Source organism: Legionella geestiana, from assembly GCF_004571195.1.
GTDB classification, from domain to species: Bacteria; Pseudomonadota; Gammaproteobacteria; order Legionellales; family Legionellaceae; genus Legionella_B; species Legionella_B geestiana.
Genome location: NZ_CP038271.1, coordinates 1,195,534 through 1,211,589 on the forward strand (window position 1 = coordinate 1,195,534; position 16,056 = coordinate 1,211,589).

Sequence of the window (16,056 nt, forward strand, 5' to 3'; positions counted from 1 at the left end):
CGCCAGTGCTTGACCAAAAATTGACGCTTATGATGCAGGAATCTACCACCCTCCCTCAGATAAAAGAAATACCCTTTGAAAATCCAATGATGATTTTTGAGCGATTTCACGAGAAAAAATGGGCATTTTTATTTGACAGCGCACTCGAGCATCCTGTCTATGGCCGTTACAGTTATATTGCGCTGGAGCCCTGTCAGGTCATATGGGTCAAGGATGGAGAGCTGTTGCAGGATGGCGTGCCGCTGCTGCATCATGAGAACCCGTTTCAGTATTTAAAGGCGCAGCTTCATGAAATGACTCATCCCCTTATTCCAGACCTGCCGCCGTTTCAGGGGGGGCTTGCCGGGGCGTTCTCCTATGACCTGTATCAATACCTTGAGAAAATTCCGATGCACGCACTCGATGACACGGGATTCCCGGATATGGCGGTCGGTTTTTATGATGTGGTGATTTCGTTTGATAATGTCCTTCAAAAAGCGTGGATTGTCTCCACCGGCTATCCTGAAAAAAATCCGGCGAAACAGTCTGCCAGAGCCTTGCAGCGGCTGCACCATTTTCTTGATGCCATCCAATGCGAGGGCACCAAAAATTATCATCCAAAGGTCACCGCAGCAAACGTGGCTGCTGACTATTCGCCTAATTTTGAAAAGGCCGCATACATTCAGGCGATAAAATGTGTTCAGGACTATATCCTTGCCGGGGATATTTTTGAGACGAATATTTCCCAGCGTTTTTCAGGGAGCATGCCGGAGGGGGTTTTGCCCTTTGAGCTCTATAAAATCCTTCGAACCACCAATCCCGCACCCTTTGCAGCCTTTTTGAATCTTGGCGATTTTCAAGTCGTTTCCGCATCCCCCGAGCGCTTTTTGCGCCTGCATCAGGGCTTTGTTGAAACCCGCCCCATCAAAGGCACGCGCCCCCGCGGCGATACCCCGGAAAGTGACCGGGCTTTGGCGGAGTCGCTTAAAAACAGTGAAAAGGATAACGCTGAAAATGTCATGATTGTCGATTTGCTGCGTAATGATTTATCAAGGGTTTGTAAGGACCATTCCGTGAAAGTCACAACGCTTTGCGGGCTTGAAACCTATCCCGCTGTGCATCATCTGGTTTCGGTAATAACAGGAGAACTCTGCCCCGATTGCGATGCGCTCGACCTGCTGCAGGCAACGTTTCCAGGAGGCTCCATTACCGGGGCGCCTAAAATTCGCGCCATGGAAATCATCGCGGAAATAGAACCCACACGCCGTGGAATTTACTGCGGCAGCCTCGGGTTTATAGGATTTAACGGATGCATGGATACCTCCATTGCCATTCGCACCTGCACTCTCCATGGTAATACAGTCAATTTTCAGGCGGGAGGCGCGATTGTCGCCGACTCCTGCCCCGAGAGCGAATACCAGGAAACGCTCGTCAAGGCGCGCCCCCTTGCTGAGGCACTCGGGAGGCTCCATGATATTACTCATCGATAATTACGACTCGTTTGTACACAACCTGGCGCGCCTTATTCGGGAGTGCGGGTTTCAAACCGATGTCAGGCGTAATGATGCGCTTTCGCTGGATGCGATTGCAGCGATGCAGCCAAGCCACATTGTGCTTTCACCAGGCCCCTGCACACCTGATGATGCCGGCATCACGCTTGATGTGATTCGCCGCTTTTCGGGATGCATTCCCCTTTTGGGGGTCTGTCTTGGGCATCAGGCGATTGCTCAGGCCTTTGGTGCACGCATTAAGCGCGCCACTCCCCCGATGCACGGTCGCGCATCGCTGATTATGCACGATGGCCAGGGGATTTTCCGAAATATTCCAACACCGTTTAAAGCGGCGCGCTACCATTCGCTTGCGGTCAGCCGGGATGATTTGCCGGATTGTTTGACCATCAGCGCAACCAGCATGGATGGGGAAATTATGGGCTTACAGCATCGGGAGCTCCCGGTAACCGGCGTGCAGTTTCACCCGGAATCGATACTCACGAGCCACGGTCATGCGTTACTCCAGAATTTTCTTGAAGTACGTCCACAATCCAGTGTTTAAACGACCCGTTTTTAATCTCGCACTCCCAGATAACCACTACGTTAATCCCGGCTTCCAGAAGTAGCGCCTGTTTGCGCGCATCGTTTTCAATGTTTTTCTGAAACTTGGTTTGCCAGAACTCCAGATTCGACTTTGGTGTATACGCATATTTACAGTGTTCATGCCGGTGCCAGAAGCAGCCATGAATGAAGATGGCGGTATGATACTTTTTCAGGAAAAGATCGGGCTTTCCCGGTAAATCAGCATGGTGCAATTGATAACGAAAACCAAGCCCGTGCAGGTAGCGCCTGACCAGCATCTCAGGCCGTGTGTTCGTTGATTTAATGGCCGCCATGTTTCTTGAGCGATGCTCAGGCGTCAGGGAATCTGTCACGATATATGCCCTCGGAAAAAACTTAAGCCCGCTCATCAATGGCCAGCAGTGCTTTCAACGGCATTGCGTTTTCCAGAATATCTTCCAGTGTGTATCCTTTTAAAACGTCTAAAAAGCGCTCCTTCGCCTCAAACAAAATGCGTTTTAGTTTACAGGCAGGCGCAATGCAGCAATTGGCTTTGTCCGCGTTAAAACAGGGTACTACATCAAAATTCGGCTCGAGTTTGATAACAAGCTCTCCAAGATTAATATCGGATGGATTTTGCGCCATCATAATCCCACCGCTTTTGCCACGAAGGGTTTTAATCACCCCCATCTTTGCCAGATTGTGGATGATTTTCAGTAAATGGTTGGATGAGATGGCATAAGCACTGGCAATATCGTTAATGGTGCAAAGCTCTTTTCTCAGTGCAATGTATATCAATGCTCTCAATGAATAATCTGTAAATTGCGTTAACTGCATACGCTCTCTCCCTCAATCATGGCTTGACGATTACCACTTCCTTTTATAAGATGTATTTAAAATACATCTTTAAGGGGGATACCATGTCTGAATCTTTATTTACCCGCCTCGGTGGTCAAAATGCCGTGAATGCCGCTGTTGATATCTTTTATCGAAAAATGCTGACCGATGACCGGGTGAGTCATTTTTTTAGTGATGTGGACATGGAGCAGCAAATTCTCAAGCAAAAAGGCTTTTTGACCATGGTGTTTGGCGGCCCCAATCAGTATAACGGAAAAAGCATGCGTGAGGGTCATCGCCATTTAATCCAGCGCGAATTAAACGACTCCCACGTGGATATTGTGATTGAACATTTGGGCGCCACCCTGCAGGAACTCGGAGCCCATGATTCAGATATTCAGGAAGTCGCGGCCATTGCCAACAGCGTTCGTGATGATGTTTTAGACAGATAACAGCATGACTGAACTGCACTATAACAATCGGGCTCTTGAAATCATGCCGGGGGAATCCGTGCTGGATTGCCTCCTGCGGCATGATGTTAATTACCCGCATGCCTGCCGTTCTGGCATTTGCCAGGCGTGCCTGATAAAAGCAGGCGACAGTCCAATCGCGCCAGAATGGCAGGAGGGTCTCCCAGAGACGTTAAAATCCCAGGGGTATTTTCTCGCGTGTCAGGCAAAGCCTCAGCATATGATGCACCTGAAAGACGTGGATGCGGCGGAGTGTGAGCAGGAGGCAATGATTACCGGGCTCTATCCGCTGACCCACAACGTGATATGCATGAAACTCCTGACCGGACAACTCGAACGCTGGATACCCGGACAATATCTCACGCTCACGAATCCCAACGGGATATCGCGAAGCTATTCCATCGCCAACATTCCTTCGGAGGATGGCTGTATTGAGCTGCATATCAAGCTGACAGAAGATGGAAGAATGAGTCAGTGGCTGCGCGCAACAGCAACCGTCGACACAACGGTTACTATTCGCGGCCCTTTTGGAAAATGCTATTACCTGAATCCTGATAACGCCGCATTTGACATGCTCCTCATTGGAACCGGCACCGGACTGGCGCCTTTACTGGCTATCGTCAAAATGGCCTTGCATGAGCGCCATACGGGCAAAATTACGTTAATTCATGGCGGCCTTCAGGATGGCGATATTTATTACGCGCAAGCATTGCTTGCACTGGCATCACTGCATGAAAACTTTAGCTATTTTCCCTGTGTGTTAAAAAGCGAAGGCCTGTATCCTGAGGCTGATATTTTTGATAAAGCGGCGTCCTGCCTGTCATCTGATATCAAAAACACGCATGCCTATGTGTGCGGCCCTAAAGCGACCACACAACGGTTAAAAACCCGGCTGTTTTTGGCAGGCGTTCCTTCCGCAAACCTGTTCAGTGACGCGTTTTTGTGATGTTCATGAGGTTAACACCAGCATCCTGAACCCCGAGAACCCGGGTATCCAGGATATTGCGCAGCAGCTACTTTGCCTGGAGGCGTCTTTATATTATGGTGGACGCAGGAGCTGAGATACTCTGCGCTTCACTCGGCTGTTTTAGATAATCTATCCGCTTAAGGATGGCACGTTTATGCTCAATGCTCAGTTCTGGCGGATTGAGTGGAATGTCGCTATCCGTTGTACCAGTCCGAATAATCTTCCCGGCCACTAACATCTTTTCAAGATCTCGCCTGCTGCAGGCGCCCAAATCAATCATATAATCTGTCGAAGGTCTGCATGGAATAGTCAGAGCAAAGGCATCGATACGCGGTATGGGCGTATGTTTTGGAGGTTGCTCAGCCTGGCAACAAAAGAAAGAGAAAAATCCCAAAAATCGAGAGGGCTTATCTCTCACATCGAAATATTGCAAATAGTCCTTTCCAGTTTTCTCCTTAAGGACATGCAGTATGTTATACAAATCACCATCACGATACAGCGGCCCCCTCAATGAGCCTTGCAGCCTGTCAAGTATATCTTCGATTGTATTGTAAGTTGATTTAGAATCGGCAAGATTCCTTGCGGCACGACCATGCGTCGTGAAGGACAGTTCACCATACGCAAGAAGAAGACTCAGGGCTACCTGGCCGCCAAGCGTACGTGACGAGGCGTAACCACCACCGCTGAGTTGCTGTTCCGGAGGATAGAAATCAGTGTCATCATGGCGTCCGGCCCATTGTTTAAAAGTGTCGCTGCGGTTACTCCATTCATTTTCGGCCATACGCCGCCAGTATTCCAACCCTTTTCCGCTCATGAGTACCCCCTGAAACACCTTTAGAATAACAATTACCGAAGGTAGTGTGCACTAATTTTCAACATTCTGCAATAGAAAATGCCATTGGTGTCGGGCCGAAATGAAAATATCCCCTTTCGTTAAAAAATGTAACTTACGCCAGCTGTTCTGGCAAAATCCTTGCGCTAACGAGGGCCTCCAAACTGGTACTTTTCGGTAATTTTCGGACGCGGCACGATTTCCGTAAATTCATAGAGCATGCGCAGACTGGTGCTTACTTTTTGAAAAGGTGGACGGTAGCGTTCCGCGCACGGGCGAAAAGTGCCTTCTGGAGAGATGTCTGTCAGCAGCGCGCTGCCGTGCGCGCGAATGAGGTCGATGGCATAAGAAACCATTCGGAGGTAATGCGCATTTTGGTCCTCGCCGTGCGTAGAGAGCGCGCGACACATCGCCATTGCGCGCTCAAATTTCTGCGGCGTATAGCATCTTGGCAAATCGAGCTTGTGCGCCACCGTCAGAATGCGGTAGATAAAATTTCGGTGTTGTTTCTCGTTTATATCAGGATGGTCATTCTTGATATCGGGACCATGCTCATAATGAGGATTTCCCATCCAGCGCACAGCATGTAACACGCGTTCATGCATGTGTTCATCCGCTGTGCGTGGAGGATATTTATTTAGAAATGCACTAAGATGGTGCATGCTTGCCGCCCTGAATCCATCATAGCGTGAAAGATTGTCTACTGCCGCTATTTCACTTTCACGCCCGGTAATGCTGAAAGCTGCGGCCACACGCAGCCACTCGCTCTCCTCATGCGTCACGCTCTGGCAATAGCGCTTAAATGCATCGTCTGAGGCATGGTGTGCGAAATAATCTATCACGACATCAACGAGTAACATCATGCGGTACGTATGAGCCAGACCGTGATTGGGCCTTTCTACCTGAACGCCATCCAGAATAATATGATGCGCTTCATCCTGATAGGCATGGCGCAAGTGGTTGCGATAGGCCTCATGAAGTGCGGAAGATGACCAGTGGCTGCCTGCAGGCTGTATACCCGGGCTGCTAATTTCCCGTGCAAAAAAACGCCCGGTTGTATCCCTTGTGTAACGAAAGGCGGTTCCTGCAGGAATGAGAATCTCGCCCTCTTTACTGTTCATGACCGGTCTAAGCGAGCAATCCGTTTCAAGCTTTGTCCGCACGGCAGAAGCGTTACGAAAAAACGCAGCGCCTTCGCTGAAAACACTAAAGCTCGTCACAGAAGGCATGATGCTCGGATTGGCCAAACGGCGCGCAGTGATATCCGCATCCCCACGCACTTTGGGAGCCGTTAAATTTTCACCCCGGTCAACCAGTCCATACCTTGGAAAGAGCACATGCAGGCTGTTAAACAGTGAAGCGACCTTGTTATATTCATCCGCAGAAATCACTGCCGCCTCAACGGCACCTCGCAGTGAGGCATCGAAGGATACAGGGTCTTTCTTCAATGCTTCAATCGCCTCGGCATTCCAATCGCCACGCGCCAAAAAAACCCGCTCGAGTATCTGACGCTCCTCTAAGTGCATTAACGTTTTAGGCAACTGTGCCGCCGACCAGTTGACCAGACTGCCACAGAGAAAGTTCGCCATCAGGTTCGCGTGACCATCCGTCGGACTTATCCAGGCGACACGCGAATCAGTATCCTGTGGCTCCCCGCGAAAGAGACGGTTCATGTTTTTATAATTACCAGTGACATACATCGCCAGTGCATGCTGCGCCGCTTTTGGCAGCCGCTCGACAATGATGTTTAAAACGCTGTCTACAGGTATCCCGCTGAAATCGTTGCTCAAACTTTGAATCATTTCACCGAGGCGCGTAACGTGCGCGTCAGTGAGTTCGATGTGATTAAAGTTGGCTTCTCGCAGTAATCCCCCAAGATAGATATCGGGTTCTTCACCAAATTGCAAAACGTAGCCGAGGGCATCATCAAAGCGCATGTGCGCCTCGTCACTATCCTCAATCATGCTTAAACGCACCAAAATCGCCTCAAGCGCCTGTGTGGCCGGTGATTTGTTTAAGGGACCTTCGGTAATGCGGGATTCAGCATCCATCAGCTCCGATATCTGCGCGAGGATTTGTTCACGTTGCTCGCTGTATCCTTCCTGTTCAGGCAGAAGAAGATGGGCATCAGAAAGACAGTGTTGAAGCGCCGTCATCACTTTTGTCATGAGATAGTGAGAGGACGCGAGTGGGGTGCTCCCTGAGAAAAAAGCGTCGTACAAATACGCGTGATGGACCATACTGGCGCCACACATACACAGCCAATAGAGAAGCGGGGTCGCACTGTCAGGCGCGTCCATTATCGCTTCAAAAAAGCGTCGGTGTTCAGGGAGGCTGGCGCCAGAGACCGTTAAAAGACGAAGCTGCACCCTGAGCCTCGACGCATCCAGAGCCTGCTCGATAACGCGTTCAAAAAGTCGCCGCTCTCGAGGCAGACAGGCACCCGCTGTAATTAATCTGCGAAACGGCACAGTTAACTTGAGCGCATCTGCTTCCTTACTGATTAGCGCCTCAAAAAGGCCCAGGTCTTCAGGCAGGCGGGCACCGGCGGTGATTAATGCCCGTAATCCGGGTTTCAGAAGCATGACATCCTGCGCCTGCTGAAGAAGTGGTTCAAAAAATTCCTTTTTTTCCGTTAAATAACTGTCTGCTTCAGACAGGGGGATACTGGGAACGTCTGGATAATCGACAACCGCAGCCATCCGAATAACTGTTTCAAACAGCGCATGGTCTTCAGGCAGGACGGCTCCTGTGGTAATCAGTGCATCAATCGAAGCCCGCAGCAAGTGGGCACGCTCTGGTTCAATGATGACCGCCTCAAAAAGAGAGGGGTTTTCGAATATGCTGGCACCTGCCTCTGTTAAGGCAAATAATGCCGCCTGTAGCGCGCTGCCATATTGTGCCTGCTGGATAGCCCCGTCAAAAAGTGACGGGTGTTCCGACAGGGTGGCACCGGCATCCAACAACACCTGCAATAAGGGCTCTATTCCCGATGCATATTTTGCCTGCTGGATAACTTTTTGAAAAAGCTCATGGTGCGTGGCAAGGTTTGCACCAGATTTTTCTAATGCGGCAAACGCGACCTTCAACCCTTCTGCAAAGGCTGCGGGATGATAAAACGCAAAATCCTGCCAACTGGCTGATGCCACTGCCTGCTGGCAAATCGCCTCAAAAAGCAGCGGGTTTTCAGGCAACCGGGCACCTAAATCACTTAACAAAGCAATCCCGGCTTCCAGTCTGTCTGCATGCGCTGCCTGCTCGATAAGTGCTCTGAAATACCCCTCATTCGCAGGCAGACCGGCACCGGCATCCTGCAGTACCTGTAATAAGGGTTCAATTTTTAATGCATATTTTGCCTGCTGGATAACTTTTTGAAAAAGCTCCTGGTGAGCGGCAAGGCTTGCACCAGATTTTTCTAATGCGGCAAACGCGACTTTCAAGCCTTCTGTAAAGGCAGCAGGATGATAATAGCCAAATGCCTGCCAGCTGGCTGATGCCACTGCCTGCTGGCAAATCGCCTCAAAAAGCACTCGGTTTTCAGGCAGCCTGGCACTCATACCACTTAACAAAGCAATCCCGGCTTCCAGTCTGTCCGCATGCGAAGCCTGCTCGATAAGCATCGCAAAAAGTGCGCGGTCTTCAGGAAAGCGGGCGCCTGCAGTATGCAATGCCTGCAACACGCTTTGCAGGCTTGCGGCAAACAGTTTCTTTCGACTAAGCGCCTGAAAAAGCGCCGCGTCTTCCAGGGGGCTTGCACCAATCTCACGCATCAGCCCAAAGAGCGCATCCAGTGACTGGGCGACAGCCGCGCCCGATGCTACCCTTTCAGCAATGGACTGGCGCTCAGGCGGGCTCTCTCCTGCGGCATTTAAGGCGGAAAACGTGCTATTTTTCAGGGCATCATTGCCGATTACATCGGCTTGAAACATCGAGTCGTTTGCAAGAAATTCGTCATCGCTCGCCCTGTCAAACACATTTGCATCAATTCCTTCATTGGAAATTGCGTCAAAATCCCTCTCTTTTTTAAAAGAATCTTTTTCCGTTTGCGAGGATGCAGCGTTGGTGCCGTTCTTCTCATGCATAATAATGGTTTATTTTACAATCAGTTTGACTATAATTATATCATACACAGATGTTAATTAACAAATACACACATTCAGGCTATTAATTTAACTATATCCCTGCAGATACGTTGTCCCGTATTGCTGATGGCGTATTTTCGCAAACCAGTTCAGTAACACCTTTTTGAAATATTTAACCTGTAAAAACAGCAAAAATGGTCAAAATATATTTGCGCACATAAAATAACATGATGAATATTTTAGCTTGACGATGTTAAATTGAGAACAGCATGTACTATAAGCGACAATTAGATAAAATAATCGAATTTATCGGCAAAAATCTTGATGAGAAACTCGATTTGACTCAATTAAGTGATATCGCCTGCCTTTCAAAATACCATTTCCATCGTTTATTTACTGCTTATACGGGTTTATCGCTGCAGCAGTATATTCGGTGGCTTCGCTTAAAGCGCGCGGCTCATCAATTGCTTGTAGACAGGAATAAAACCATTATTGAAATTGCAATAAGCGCCGGATTTGAGTCTCATGAAGCATTTACCCGAGCATTTAAACAAAAATGCGGCATAAGTCCAAACGCGTTCAGGCTTCATTCAGATTGGAGTATCTGGGAAAAAGCACCGTATATTATACCCCAAAAGAGTATCATCATGATGAACGTAGTAATCAAACAAATACCCACCCGGCGTTTAGCGGTCATTGAGCATAGAGGCGTGCCGGAAAAACTGGGAGACAGTGTTAACCAACTGCTTGAATGGGCACAATCTCAACCGATTAACGTAAAACCAAAAGCCGGGGAGGCGTTTGGCTTTGCTTATGACGATCCACTTAAAACAGAACCATCTGATTTCCGGTTTGACCTGGGCATTACTGTTCCAGAAAAAATAAAAATAACTGGCAAAATCGTTGAAAAGTATTTGCCGGCCGGACGTTATGCGGTAGCCGTTCACAAAGGGGCTCGAGAGACAATCGCTGATACTGTGTATAGCTTATACCGTGATTGGCTGCCAGGCTCTGGTGAGCGCCTCGGTAATTTACCCTGTATCTTTTGCTATTATAACTTTGATTATGAGGTTGCTGAAACTGAACTACTTACAGAATGCTGGCTATTGTTAGATTAAAAGCCAGCATTCTGGTTTAAACAGAACACCCGCAGTACGTAAAGAATAGTAAATGGAGACTTGAGATGCCAGTCAACAAATCGGACATGGATTTCTTTGAGAAAGCCCGAATGATTATGAATGCTGCACTTTCTGCATCGAGTACTCCTCCAACAATTGATGATCTTAGGGCGGTCGTTAAGCATTTCAAGCCGTTTGTATCACAAGAACCTTTACTGCCTTATCAAAAACTGACGATACCCTCAATAAACGGACACACGCTTTCTGCGAGACTCTTTTCAAGGTGCGATGAAAAAAGACCCCTTTTTATCTTTTTTCCAGGCACGGGATTTATGCATGAATTGTTCGATGAAAATTATACAATTCTCAGTAGAATCATTAAAAATAGTGAGTGTCATGGTGTAATGATTGAACACCGACTCAGCCCTGAGTTCCCTTTCCCCTGTCCACATGAAGATGCCACTGCCGCTTTATGTTATCTGCTGGAGAATATCAACGGACTGAATATCGATAAGGAGCGGGTCATCATTGGTGGCTTCAGTTCAGGCGCCAACATGGCCGCGGTCTTATGTAATGCCTTACAGCATCATCAAGACTTCAGGCCCTTTCATCAATATTTGTTCAGCGGCGGTTTTGATTATACCGATTCACTGCATGAATTTGATGACTTCGTGAATGCAGACAAAATGCTGGATAAAGAGGCTCAAAAATTAAGTTTTGATATGTTTTGTCAGAAAGCTGATCGCAAAGACCCTCGCTGTTCGCCTTACTTTCAAGCAGACTTCTCCAATCTCTGTCCTACAACCATTCAATGTGGAGAATATGACGGTGGCCGCAGTCAAAGTGAGGGGTATGCAAAAAAGTTACGTGATAACCATGTTGATGTAGAAAAAATTATTGTTCCGGGTCAAACACACTTCACCATTCTTTACCGCGAAGCCTGCTCAGATGGAGAAGACCCGGCGATTATCGCGGCGCAAAAAATTAACAACATTTTATCGTGATACTGCGAGAGTCTTTGAACCACTGAAAGCGCCAATGAAGCTTGAAATTTTGACCCATTTTCGGGTTTTGCTAGAATGCCGGATCAGGAAAGCCTGCAATCTTTTTGGACATGAAAAATCGTCTATTCCATTTCACAAATCTCCGTTTCTCAGGGGCTTCACCGAACGTGAGTTGCCAAATGAGAAGGAGACGAAAGTAATCATGAACACGTCGACCTTAATTACTTAAACGAGGATACAATGAAACCATTGAAAGGCAGCCTGATAAATATTTTAGTTTTTATTCTTAGTATTTTTTTTATAATAAACGCTGCCTGCGTTGCGTGTTCTACCATACAAGATAATGTACTGCACATTTCTTATGAGCCATCCGGCATGCAACTCATATACTACTCTCTCTCAGCGCCGATATTTATTGCATTGGCACTGGCTCTTTATCATTCACAAAAACGTTACACCGGACGCTCACAATGGATTGCATTTTTTCCCGTTTTAACAGGATTTAGTTATGCGTATTTTCTGGAATATGTAGATTCCGTGATAAAGTTCCCAGATGGCAATGAATTTTTCTATCACGGAATATTAACGCTATCCATTATGTTTTTTTTGGTAAATTTTATCTTTCTGGTTAAAGAAATACGTAAAATACAACATGTTCTTTAAGCAATGAGTAATATTGAAGCTTCAGGAACTTTTCTGCCTGGGCGCGTTACAGCTCCAAATGTCTGTAGAACGTGGCTACTATGAAAAAAACCAGACATCTGCAAAGCTGCACACAGCGTCTGATAATTCCCGAATCAACCGTAGAGTTATCCCCTGAAAATGGGGATAACTCTCAATCCGGCAGTCAAACTCGAGGAGAGTTATTATTCAGTGCTGATGAAGCCTATAAAACCCACAATGGTGGTATACAGCTTTTCTAATATCTTGTTTTTCTCTTTTAGCGTGAGGCAATTTACTTCACCAGCCTGAATCATGTCCACCTTTTGCGACAGAATCTGAAACATATGTTCATCAAGCATGTGAAGCTCAGGAAGTTTTTGATTGATTTTTTCAATCAAACTTGTATTTTTCGCCATTCTGGCTTCGAATAAACGCTTCTCCAATCGATCCATCAACTCCCGCAATTCGGCATCATTTCCGCTGCAGGTAATGCGAATATAACCGCAGTCTGGTGGCAAGCCAAAATACGACAGCGGTGATATCATGACGCCATCATTAAACAGCAGATAATAGGCCAGCTCTTCCCCGGTGCTGATTTTTCCTGATTTTTGCATCACCCGCTGAATCTCTGCCGGCAGCTCAAGACCAAACAGCTCAGTAAAATCCGCCAGAACATAAAACGTGGCATCAACATCATACATCGCATCCGGCATTGCAGCGCCCATGGCATGAAGCCGCATAATGACATAATCAATTTTTTTTCTATAAAATCGAATCAGCTGCTTTTGCTCCGAAGCATCAAAGGCCTCCATGGTCAGTGCATAAGCTATCTGCGCGGAACGCGGTGCATGAATAAAGTAACTGATGTTTTTATTAAGCATTTCATTCATCAGTGCCGGCTCGAAAACCATCAGAACGGCCATGCGCTCCCCCGCTGCTGAGAGTGCTTTTGTTGCCGAGCGTAAAATAATGGTTCTCGATTTTAAATCGGGGGCAACTTTTAAAAATGAAGGAAGCGGCTTAAAGGACATTTCCGCATAAGCTTCATCAAAGATGATGTACAAATCCGGATATTTCCTGAGAACTGCGGAAACTTCCAGAAGATGAGCTTCATCAATGATAGTTCCCAGAGGATTGGAGGGGTTACATATCAGCACGGCTTTAGGCAGGCCATGGTCATTTTCTGCAAGCTCATATGCGTCTTTAATGCTCTTTTCGAGTGCCTCGGCTCTGAGCTTATACCCAGGTTCACTCATGACATCAACCGGATGCAGGCGATGAGAGGGGTTGTTTGAATAGGCACTGTAATGAGGGAACGGGGTTATTATCCTGTAACCGGGTATATCGTTATAGTGCGTGTTAAACGTTTCAAAAATAACGCGAAGCGCACCAATACCACCCACGGTAAAGAGGATATTTTCCGCTGTTATTTCTGCCCCATACCAGGTGGACATTGCTTTTGCCATGATTTCCCGTGGCTCTTTGTCCCCCCGTGGATCGCCATAATCAATGGCCGCAGCACTCTCATTACCTTCCGCGTCTCTGTACCATTTTTCCGAAACAGCCTCGAGCTCTTTCCAATAGTTCAGATATGCTTTGATAGTGTTTGAGTTAATCGGGTACGTTGGTTTTCCAAGCCCCGCGAAAATGATGGGGCTCGCCTCATCGCCCTTATCACGTAACTCATCGTGTAAATGGTTAGCCCATAATGAAAGCAACATGACTTTTTCAATTTTTGTCGCGGATTGTCCATTGGGGGTTAACATAATATGGCTCCATCCATGGTTATTCTGTTTCTGTTATGCATGAGTATAGATGACTCGTGAAAGACCATAGTGCCCATATTATACATAGATGACCGCGTCTTTGCTTTTCGTTGATTGTTTTCTTTGTCTATGCTGTGTATATGAATGGCTCATTCTAATGTTTGATTCGAAGCGGAAACACCATGAAAAAAAAGGAAATTCCCTCAAAATCAGATACATCAAACAACTTACTGAAAAAAGTAAGCGAACTTGAATCCCTTTGCTTTCAAATGAAAAGTTTGATTGGAAACTTTCCAGGAGATGTGTATTGGAAAAATACCGAAGGGGTTTGGATTGGTTTGAATAAAAGATGCGCTGAAAGCCTGTACCGCATGGGATTTATAAAAAACGCCGCTGAATCAGAAGTCATTGGTAAAACCGATCATCAGATTTTTAATAAAGAAACGGCTGATGGTTATCAAAAAAATGACATGCTCGTTATAGCGAATAAAACTGAAATTACCATTGAAGAAAAGACTCTCCTTCTAACTGGGGAAGAAATAACACTCCTTTCAACAAAAAAACCCTTGTTTGATGAAAACGGGCAAGTCATTGGAATAATGGGAAATACTATTGATATTACCTACCTGAAAAAAATTGAATCCGAGCTTCTGGAGGCCAAAAATGCAGCAGATGCCTCCAGCCGCGCCAAAGACGAATTCATCCGCAACATGAGCCACGATATCCGCACGCCCCTGAGCGGCATTATAGGCATGTCCTCCATTCTTGAAAAAGAAGCATTGACGGTCGATGAAAAAGACCATGCGCACATGATAAACGTCAGCGGCGAGCAGCTCCTGTCTCTGCTGAACAGTGTGCTTGATATCGTGGCAAGCGGGAAGCAGGCCGACCATCACATTGAGCGGAGCCCCTTTAACATCAGAGAGCTTCTCGAAGATATTGCGAACCTTGAACGTCCAAGTATTCAGATGAAGAACATTGAACTGCGGCTCATGGTTTCTGATGACCTTCCTGCTGTTATCGAATCCGATAAAGTAAAAATTCACCGTATTCTTTTGAACCTCATTGGTAACGCCATCAAGTTTACAGAAAATGGGTTTATCGAAATCGGGGCGCGCATTACGGACACCAAAAGCCAGAGCCCGCGAATGGAATTCTCCATACGTGACAGCGGTATTGGTATTTGCGATGAGGATAAGGAAAAAATTTTCAAAAAGTTTTTTCGTGGCACGGCTTCTTATCAGGGTGTTTATGCGGGACACGGTGTTGGGCTGCATATTGTTAAACGCTATATTCAGCTTTTAAAAGGAGAAATACACCTTGAATCGCAACCAGGTGCAGGTACCTGCTTCACGGTCTCTATTCCGGTCAAGGTTATTGAAGCAGCCCCTCTCGCTTCGTCTCGGCCTAAACCCGAGAAGCGTAATGAAGTCTCTGCAACAGGCTCAACAGTCAACGTTCTGCTTATAGAAGACAATGTAATCGCATTAAAAACTGCCGAAAATATTTTGCGACAAATGGGAATGACCTTTAAATCTGCATCGACAGGAGCCGACGCCCTTCAGCGCTTCAAAGCAGAACATTTTGATTTGGTACTGACTGATATTGGCCTGCCTGATATTCAGGGCACGGATGTAGCCCGCGAAATACGGCATTTCGAGCAGGATAGCGGGAAAGTACCGGTACCTCTGGTGGGTCTTACTGCGCACTCGCATCCACAAACCCTGAAGGATGCGCTCGATGCCGGCATGAATGAGGTATTAACCAAACCAATCCGCCATGAAACACTTAAGGTGGTACTCTGCAGGTACCACCTCGAGAGCAAACCTCGTGGCACCGCTCATAACGAGACGCCTAAAGACCACCATCATCTCTTTGACATGACACAATACCCGCTGCTCGATGTTGAAGACGGAAAACGCGTACTTGGCAGCGAAGAGGAGCTCGTGAATATGCTGCAGTTTCTACTGGAAAAGTCTCTGCCTGATGATTGCGCGCGCATGAAAGCGGCGCATGCCTCAAATGACTGGGAAAAAACACAGCGGCTCGCTCATAAAATTAAGGGCGGAGCCGTGTATACAGGCACCATACGCCTGAAAATGGCCTGCCAGTATCTGGAACAAAGTCAAAAATCAGATCAGCTCAACCTGCTTCAGCCGTTGTATGAGCAGGCACTGCGTGTGGTAGATGAAACCTTCCATTACGTGGGTAACTGGCTGGAAAAACATCGCAGATAACTGAGCCAGTGTAGTGCAAATCTGGGTATGTCGGTTAACTCTTAATGTCA

General features: G+C 47.1%; 13 protein-coding genes. 8 read left to right on the forward strand and 5 right to left on the reverse strand.

Features of this window, described 5'->3' with window-relative positions:
- The first annotated feature begins 29 nt into the window (after positions 1-29).
- Entirely contained in the window at positions 30-1,469 is a 1,440-nt protein-coding gene (gene pabB / locus E4T54_RS05255; RefSeq protein ID WP_135100397.1) for an aminodeoxychorismate synthase component I, read from the forward strand.
- The gene (locus E4T54_RS05260; protein ID WP_115152797.1) at positions 1,450-2,031 is read left to right on the forward strand and encodes an anthranilate synthase component II; all 582 of its coding nucleotides are present in this window, start codon (positions 1,450-1,452) and stop codon (positions 2,029-2,031) included. The genes pabB and E4T54_RS05260 overlap by 20 nt, the downstream gene beginning before the upstream one ends.
- Here E4T54_RS05260 and E4T54_RS05265 read toward each other — a convergent pair.
- Both E4T54_RS05265 and E4T54_RS05270 read right to left on the reverse strand, forming a co-directional pair.
- Positions 1,967-2,404 (reverse strand): very short patch repair endonuclease, encoded by a 438-nt coding sequence (locus E4T54_RS05265; RefSeq protein ID WP_202971941.1) that lies wholly within the window; start codon positions 2,402-2,404, stop codon positions 1,967-1,969. The two genes, E4T54_RS05260 and E4T54_RS05265, sit on opposite strands and share 65 nt — an antisense overlap.
- A gap of 22 nt (positions 2,405-2,426) precedes the next feature.
- Positions 2,427-2,867 (reverse strand): Rrf2 family transcriptional regulator, encoded by a 441-nt coding sequence (locus E4T54_RS05270; RefSeq protein WP_028386737.1) that lies wholly within the window; start codon positions 2,865-2,867, stop codon positions 2,427-2,429.
- Between the two features lie 83 nt (positions 2,868-2,950).
- On the opposite strand from E4T54_RS05270, the gene E4T54_RS05275 reads away from it, so the two are divergent.
- Positions 2,951-3,319 (forward strand): group I truncated hemoglobin, encoded by a 369-nt coding sequence (locus E4T54_RS05275; RefSeq protein WP_028386738.1) that lies wholly within the window; start codon positions 2,951-2,953, stop codon positions 3,317-3,319.
- Positions 3,320-3,323: 4 nt separating this feature from the next.
- A complete protein-coding gene (locus tag E4T54_RS05280; RefSeq protein WP_028386739.1) occupies positions 3,324-4,283 on the forward strand; it encodes an FAD-binding oxidoreductase in 960 nt (319 codons plus the stop codon).
- Positions 4,284-4,371: 88 nt separating this feature from the next.
- Here the strand turns inward: E4T54_RS05280 and E4T54_RS05285 are convergent, their stop codons facing one another.
- Both E4T54_RS05285 and E4T54_RS05290 read right to left on the reverse strand, forming a co-directional pair.
- Positions 4,372-5,118: a hypothetical protein gene (locus E4T54_RS05285; RefSeq protein ID WP_028386740.1), complete on the reverse strand. Its 747-nt coding sequence runs from the start codon at positions 5,116-5,118 to the stop codon at positions 4,372-4,374.
- 164 nt (positions 5,119-5,282) lie between these two features.
- Complete coding sequence (locus E4T54_RS05290) at positions 5,283-9,218, reverse strand: SidE phosphodiesterase domain-containing protein (protein ID WP_028386741.1); 3,936 nt, start codon at positions 9,216-9,218, stop codon at positions 5,283-5,285.
- Between the two features lie 269 nt (positions 9,219-9,487).
- Here E4T54_RS05290 and E4T54_RS05295 point away from each other — a divergent pair, with 269 nt between their 5' ends.
- The 3 genes from E4T54_RS05295 to E4T54_RS05305 all read left to right on the forward strand — a co-directional run bounded on the left by E4T54_RS05295 (position 9,488) and on the right by E4T54_RS05305 (position 12,003).
- Entirely contained in the window at positions 9,488-10,336 is an 849-nt protein-coding gene (locus tag E4T54_RS05295; RefSeq protein WP_028386742.1) for an AraC family transcriptional regulator, read from the forward strand.
- A gap of 65 nt (positions 10,337-10,401) precedes the next feature.
- On the forward strand, positions 10,402-11,340 hold the full coding sequence (locus E4T54_RS05300) for an alpha/beta hydrolase (protein ID WP_028386743.1): 939 nt from the start codon (positions 10,402-10,404) through the stop codon (positions 11,338-11,340).
- 240 nt (positions 11,341-11,580) lie between these two features.
- Positions 11,581-12,003, forward strand: a complete 423-nt coding sequence (locus E4T54_RS05305) for a hypothetical protein (protein ID WP_028386744.1) — start codon at positions 11,581-11,583, stop codon at positions 12,001-12,003.
- A 203-nt stretch (positions 12,004-12,206) separates the two neighbouring features.
- Here E4T54_RS05305 and E4T54_RS05310 read toward each other — a convergent pair whose 3' ends face one another.
- Positions 12,207-13,769 carry a pyridoxal phosphate-dependent aminotransferase gene (locus E4T54_RS05310; RefSeq protein WP_028386745.1) on the reverse strand — a complete coding sequence of 521 codons (1,563 nt, stop codon included), beginning with the start codon at positions 13,767-13,769 and terminating at the stop codon, positions 12,207-12,209.
- Between the two features lie 182 nt (positions 13,770-13,951).
- On the opposite strand from E4T54_RS05310, the gene E4T54_RS05315 reads away from it, so the two are divergent.
- Positions 13,952-16,006, forward strand: coding sequence for an ATP-binding protein (locus tag E4T54_RS05315; protein WP_028386746.1), 2,055 nt, complete (start codon positions 13,952-13,954; stop codon positions 16,004-16,006).
- Positions 16,007-16,056 lie beyond the last annotated feature (50 nt).

Coding starts and splice junctions, on each gene's coding strand:
- E4T54_RS05270 (WP_028386737.1), bottom strand. CDS start 2,867: ATGCAGTTAACGCAATTTACAGATTATTCATTGAGAGCATTGATATAC.
- E4T54_RS05260 (WP_115152797.1), top strand. CDS start 1,450: ATGATATTACTCATCGATAATTACGACTCGTTTGTACACAACCTGGCG.
- E4T54_RS05280 (WP_028386739.1), top strand. CDS start 3,324: ATGACTGAACTGCACTATAACAATCGGGCTCTTGAAATCATGCCGGGG.
- E4T54_RS05285 (WP_028386740.1), bottom strand. CDS start 5,118: ATGAGCGGAAAAGGGTTGGAATACTGGCGGCGTATGGCCGAAAATGAA.
- E4T54_RS05315 (WP_028386746.1), top strand. CDS start 13,952: ATGAAAAAAAAGGAAATTCCCTCAAAATCAGATACATCAAACAACTTA.
- E4T54_RS05300 (WP_028386743.1), top strand. CDS start 10,402: ATGCCAGTCAACAAATCGGACATGGATTTCTTTGAGAAAGCCCGAATG.
- E4T54_RS05310 (WP_028386745.1), bottom strand. CDS start 13,769: ATGTTAACCCCCAATGGACAATCCGCGACAAAAATTGAAAAAGTCATG.
- E4T54_RS05305 (WP_028386744.1), top strand. CDS start 11,581: ATGAAACCATTGAAAGGCAGCCTGATAAATATTTTAGTTTTTATTCTT.
- E4T54_RS05275 (WP_028386738.1), top strand. CDS start 2,951: ATGTCTGAATCTTTATTTACCCGCCTCGGTGGTCAAAATGCCGTGAAT.
- E4T54_RS05290 (WP_028386741.1), bottom strand. CDS start 9,218: ATGCATGAGAAGAACGGCACCAACGCTGCATCCTCGCAAACGGAAAAA.
- E4T54_RS05295 (WP_028386742.1), top strand. CDS start 9,488: ATGTACTATAAGCGACAATTAGATAAAATAATCGAATTTATCGGCAAA.
- pabB (WP_135100397.1), top strand. CDS start 30: ATGATGCAGGAATCTACCACCCTCCCTCAGATAAAAGAAATACCCTTT.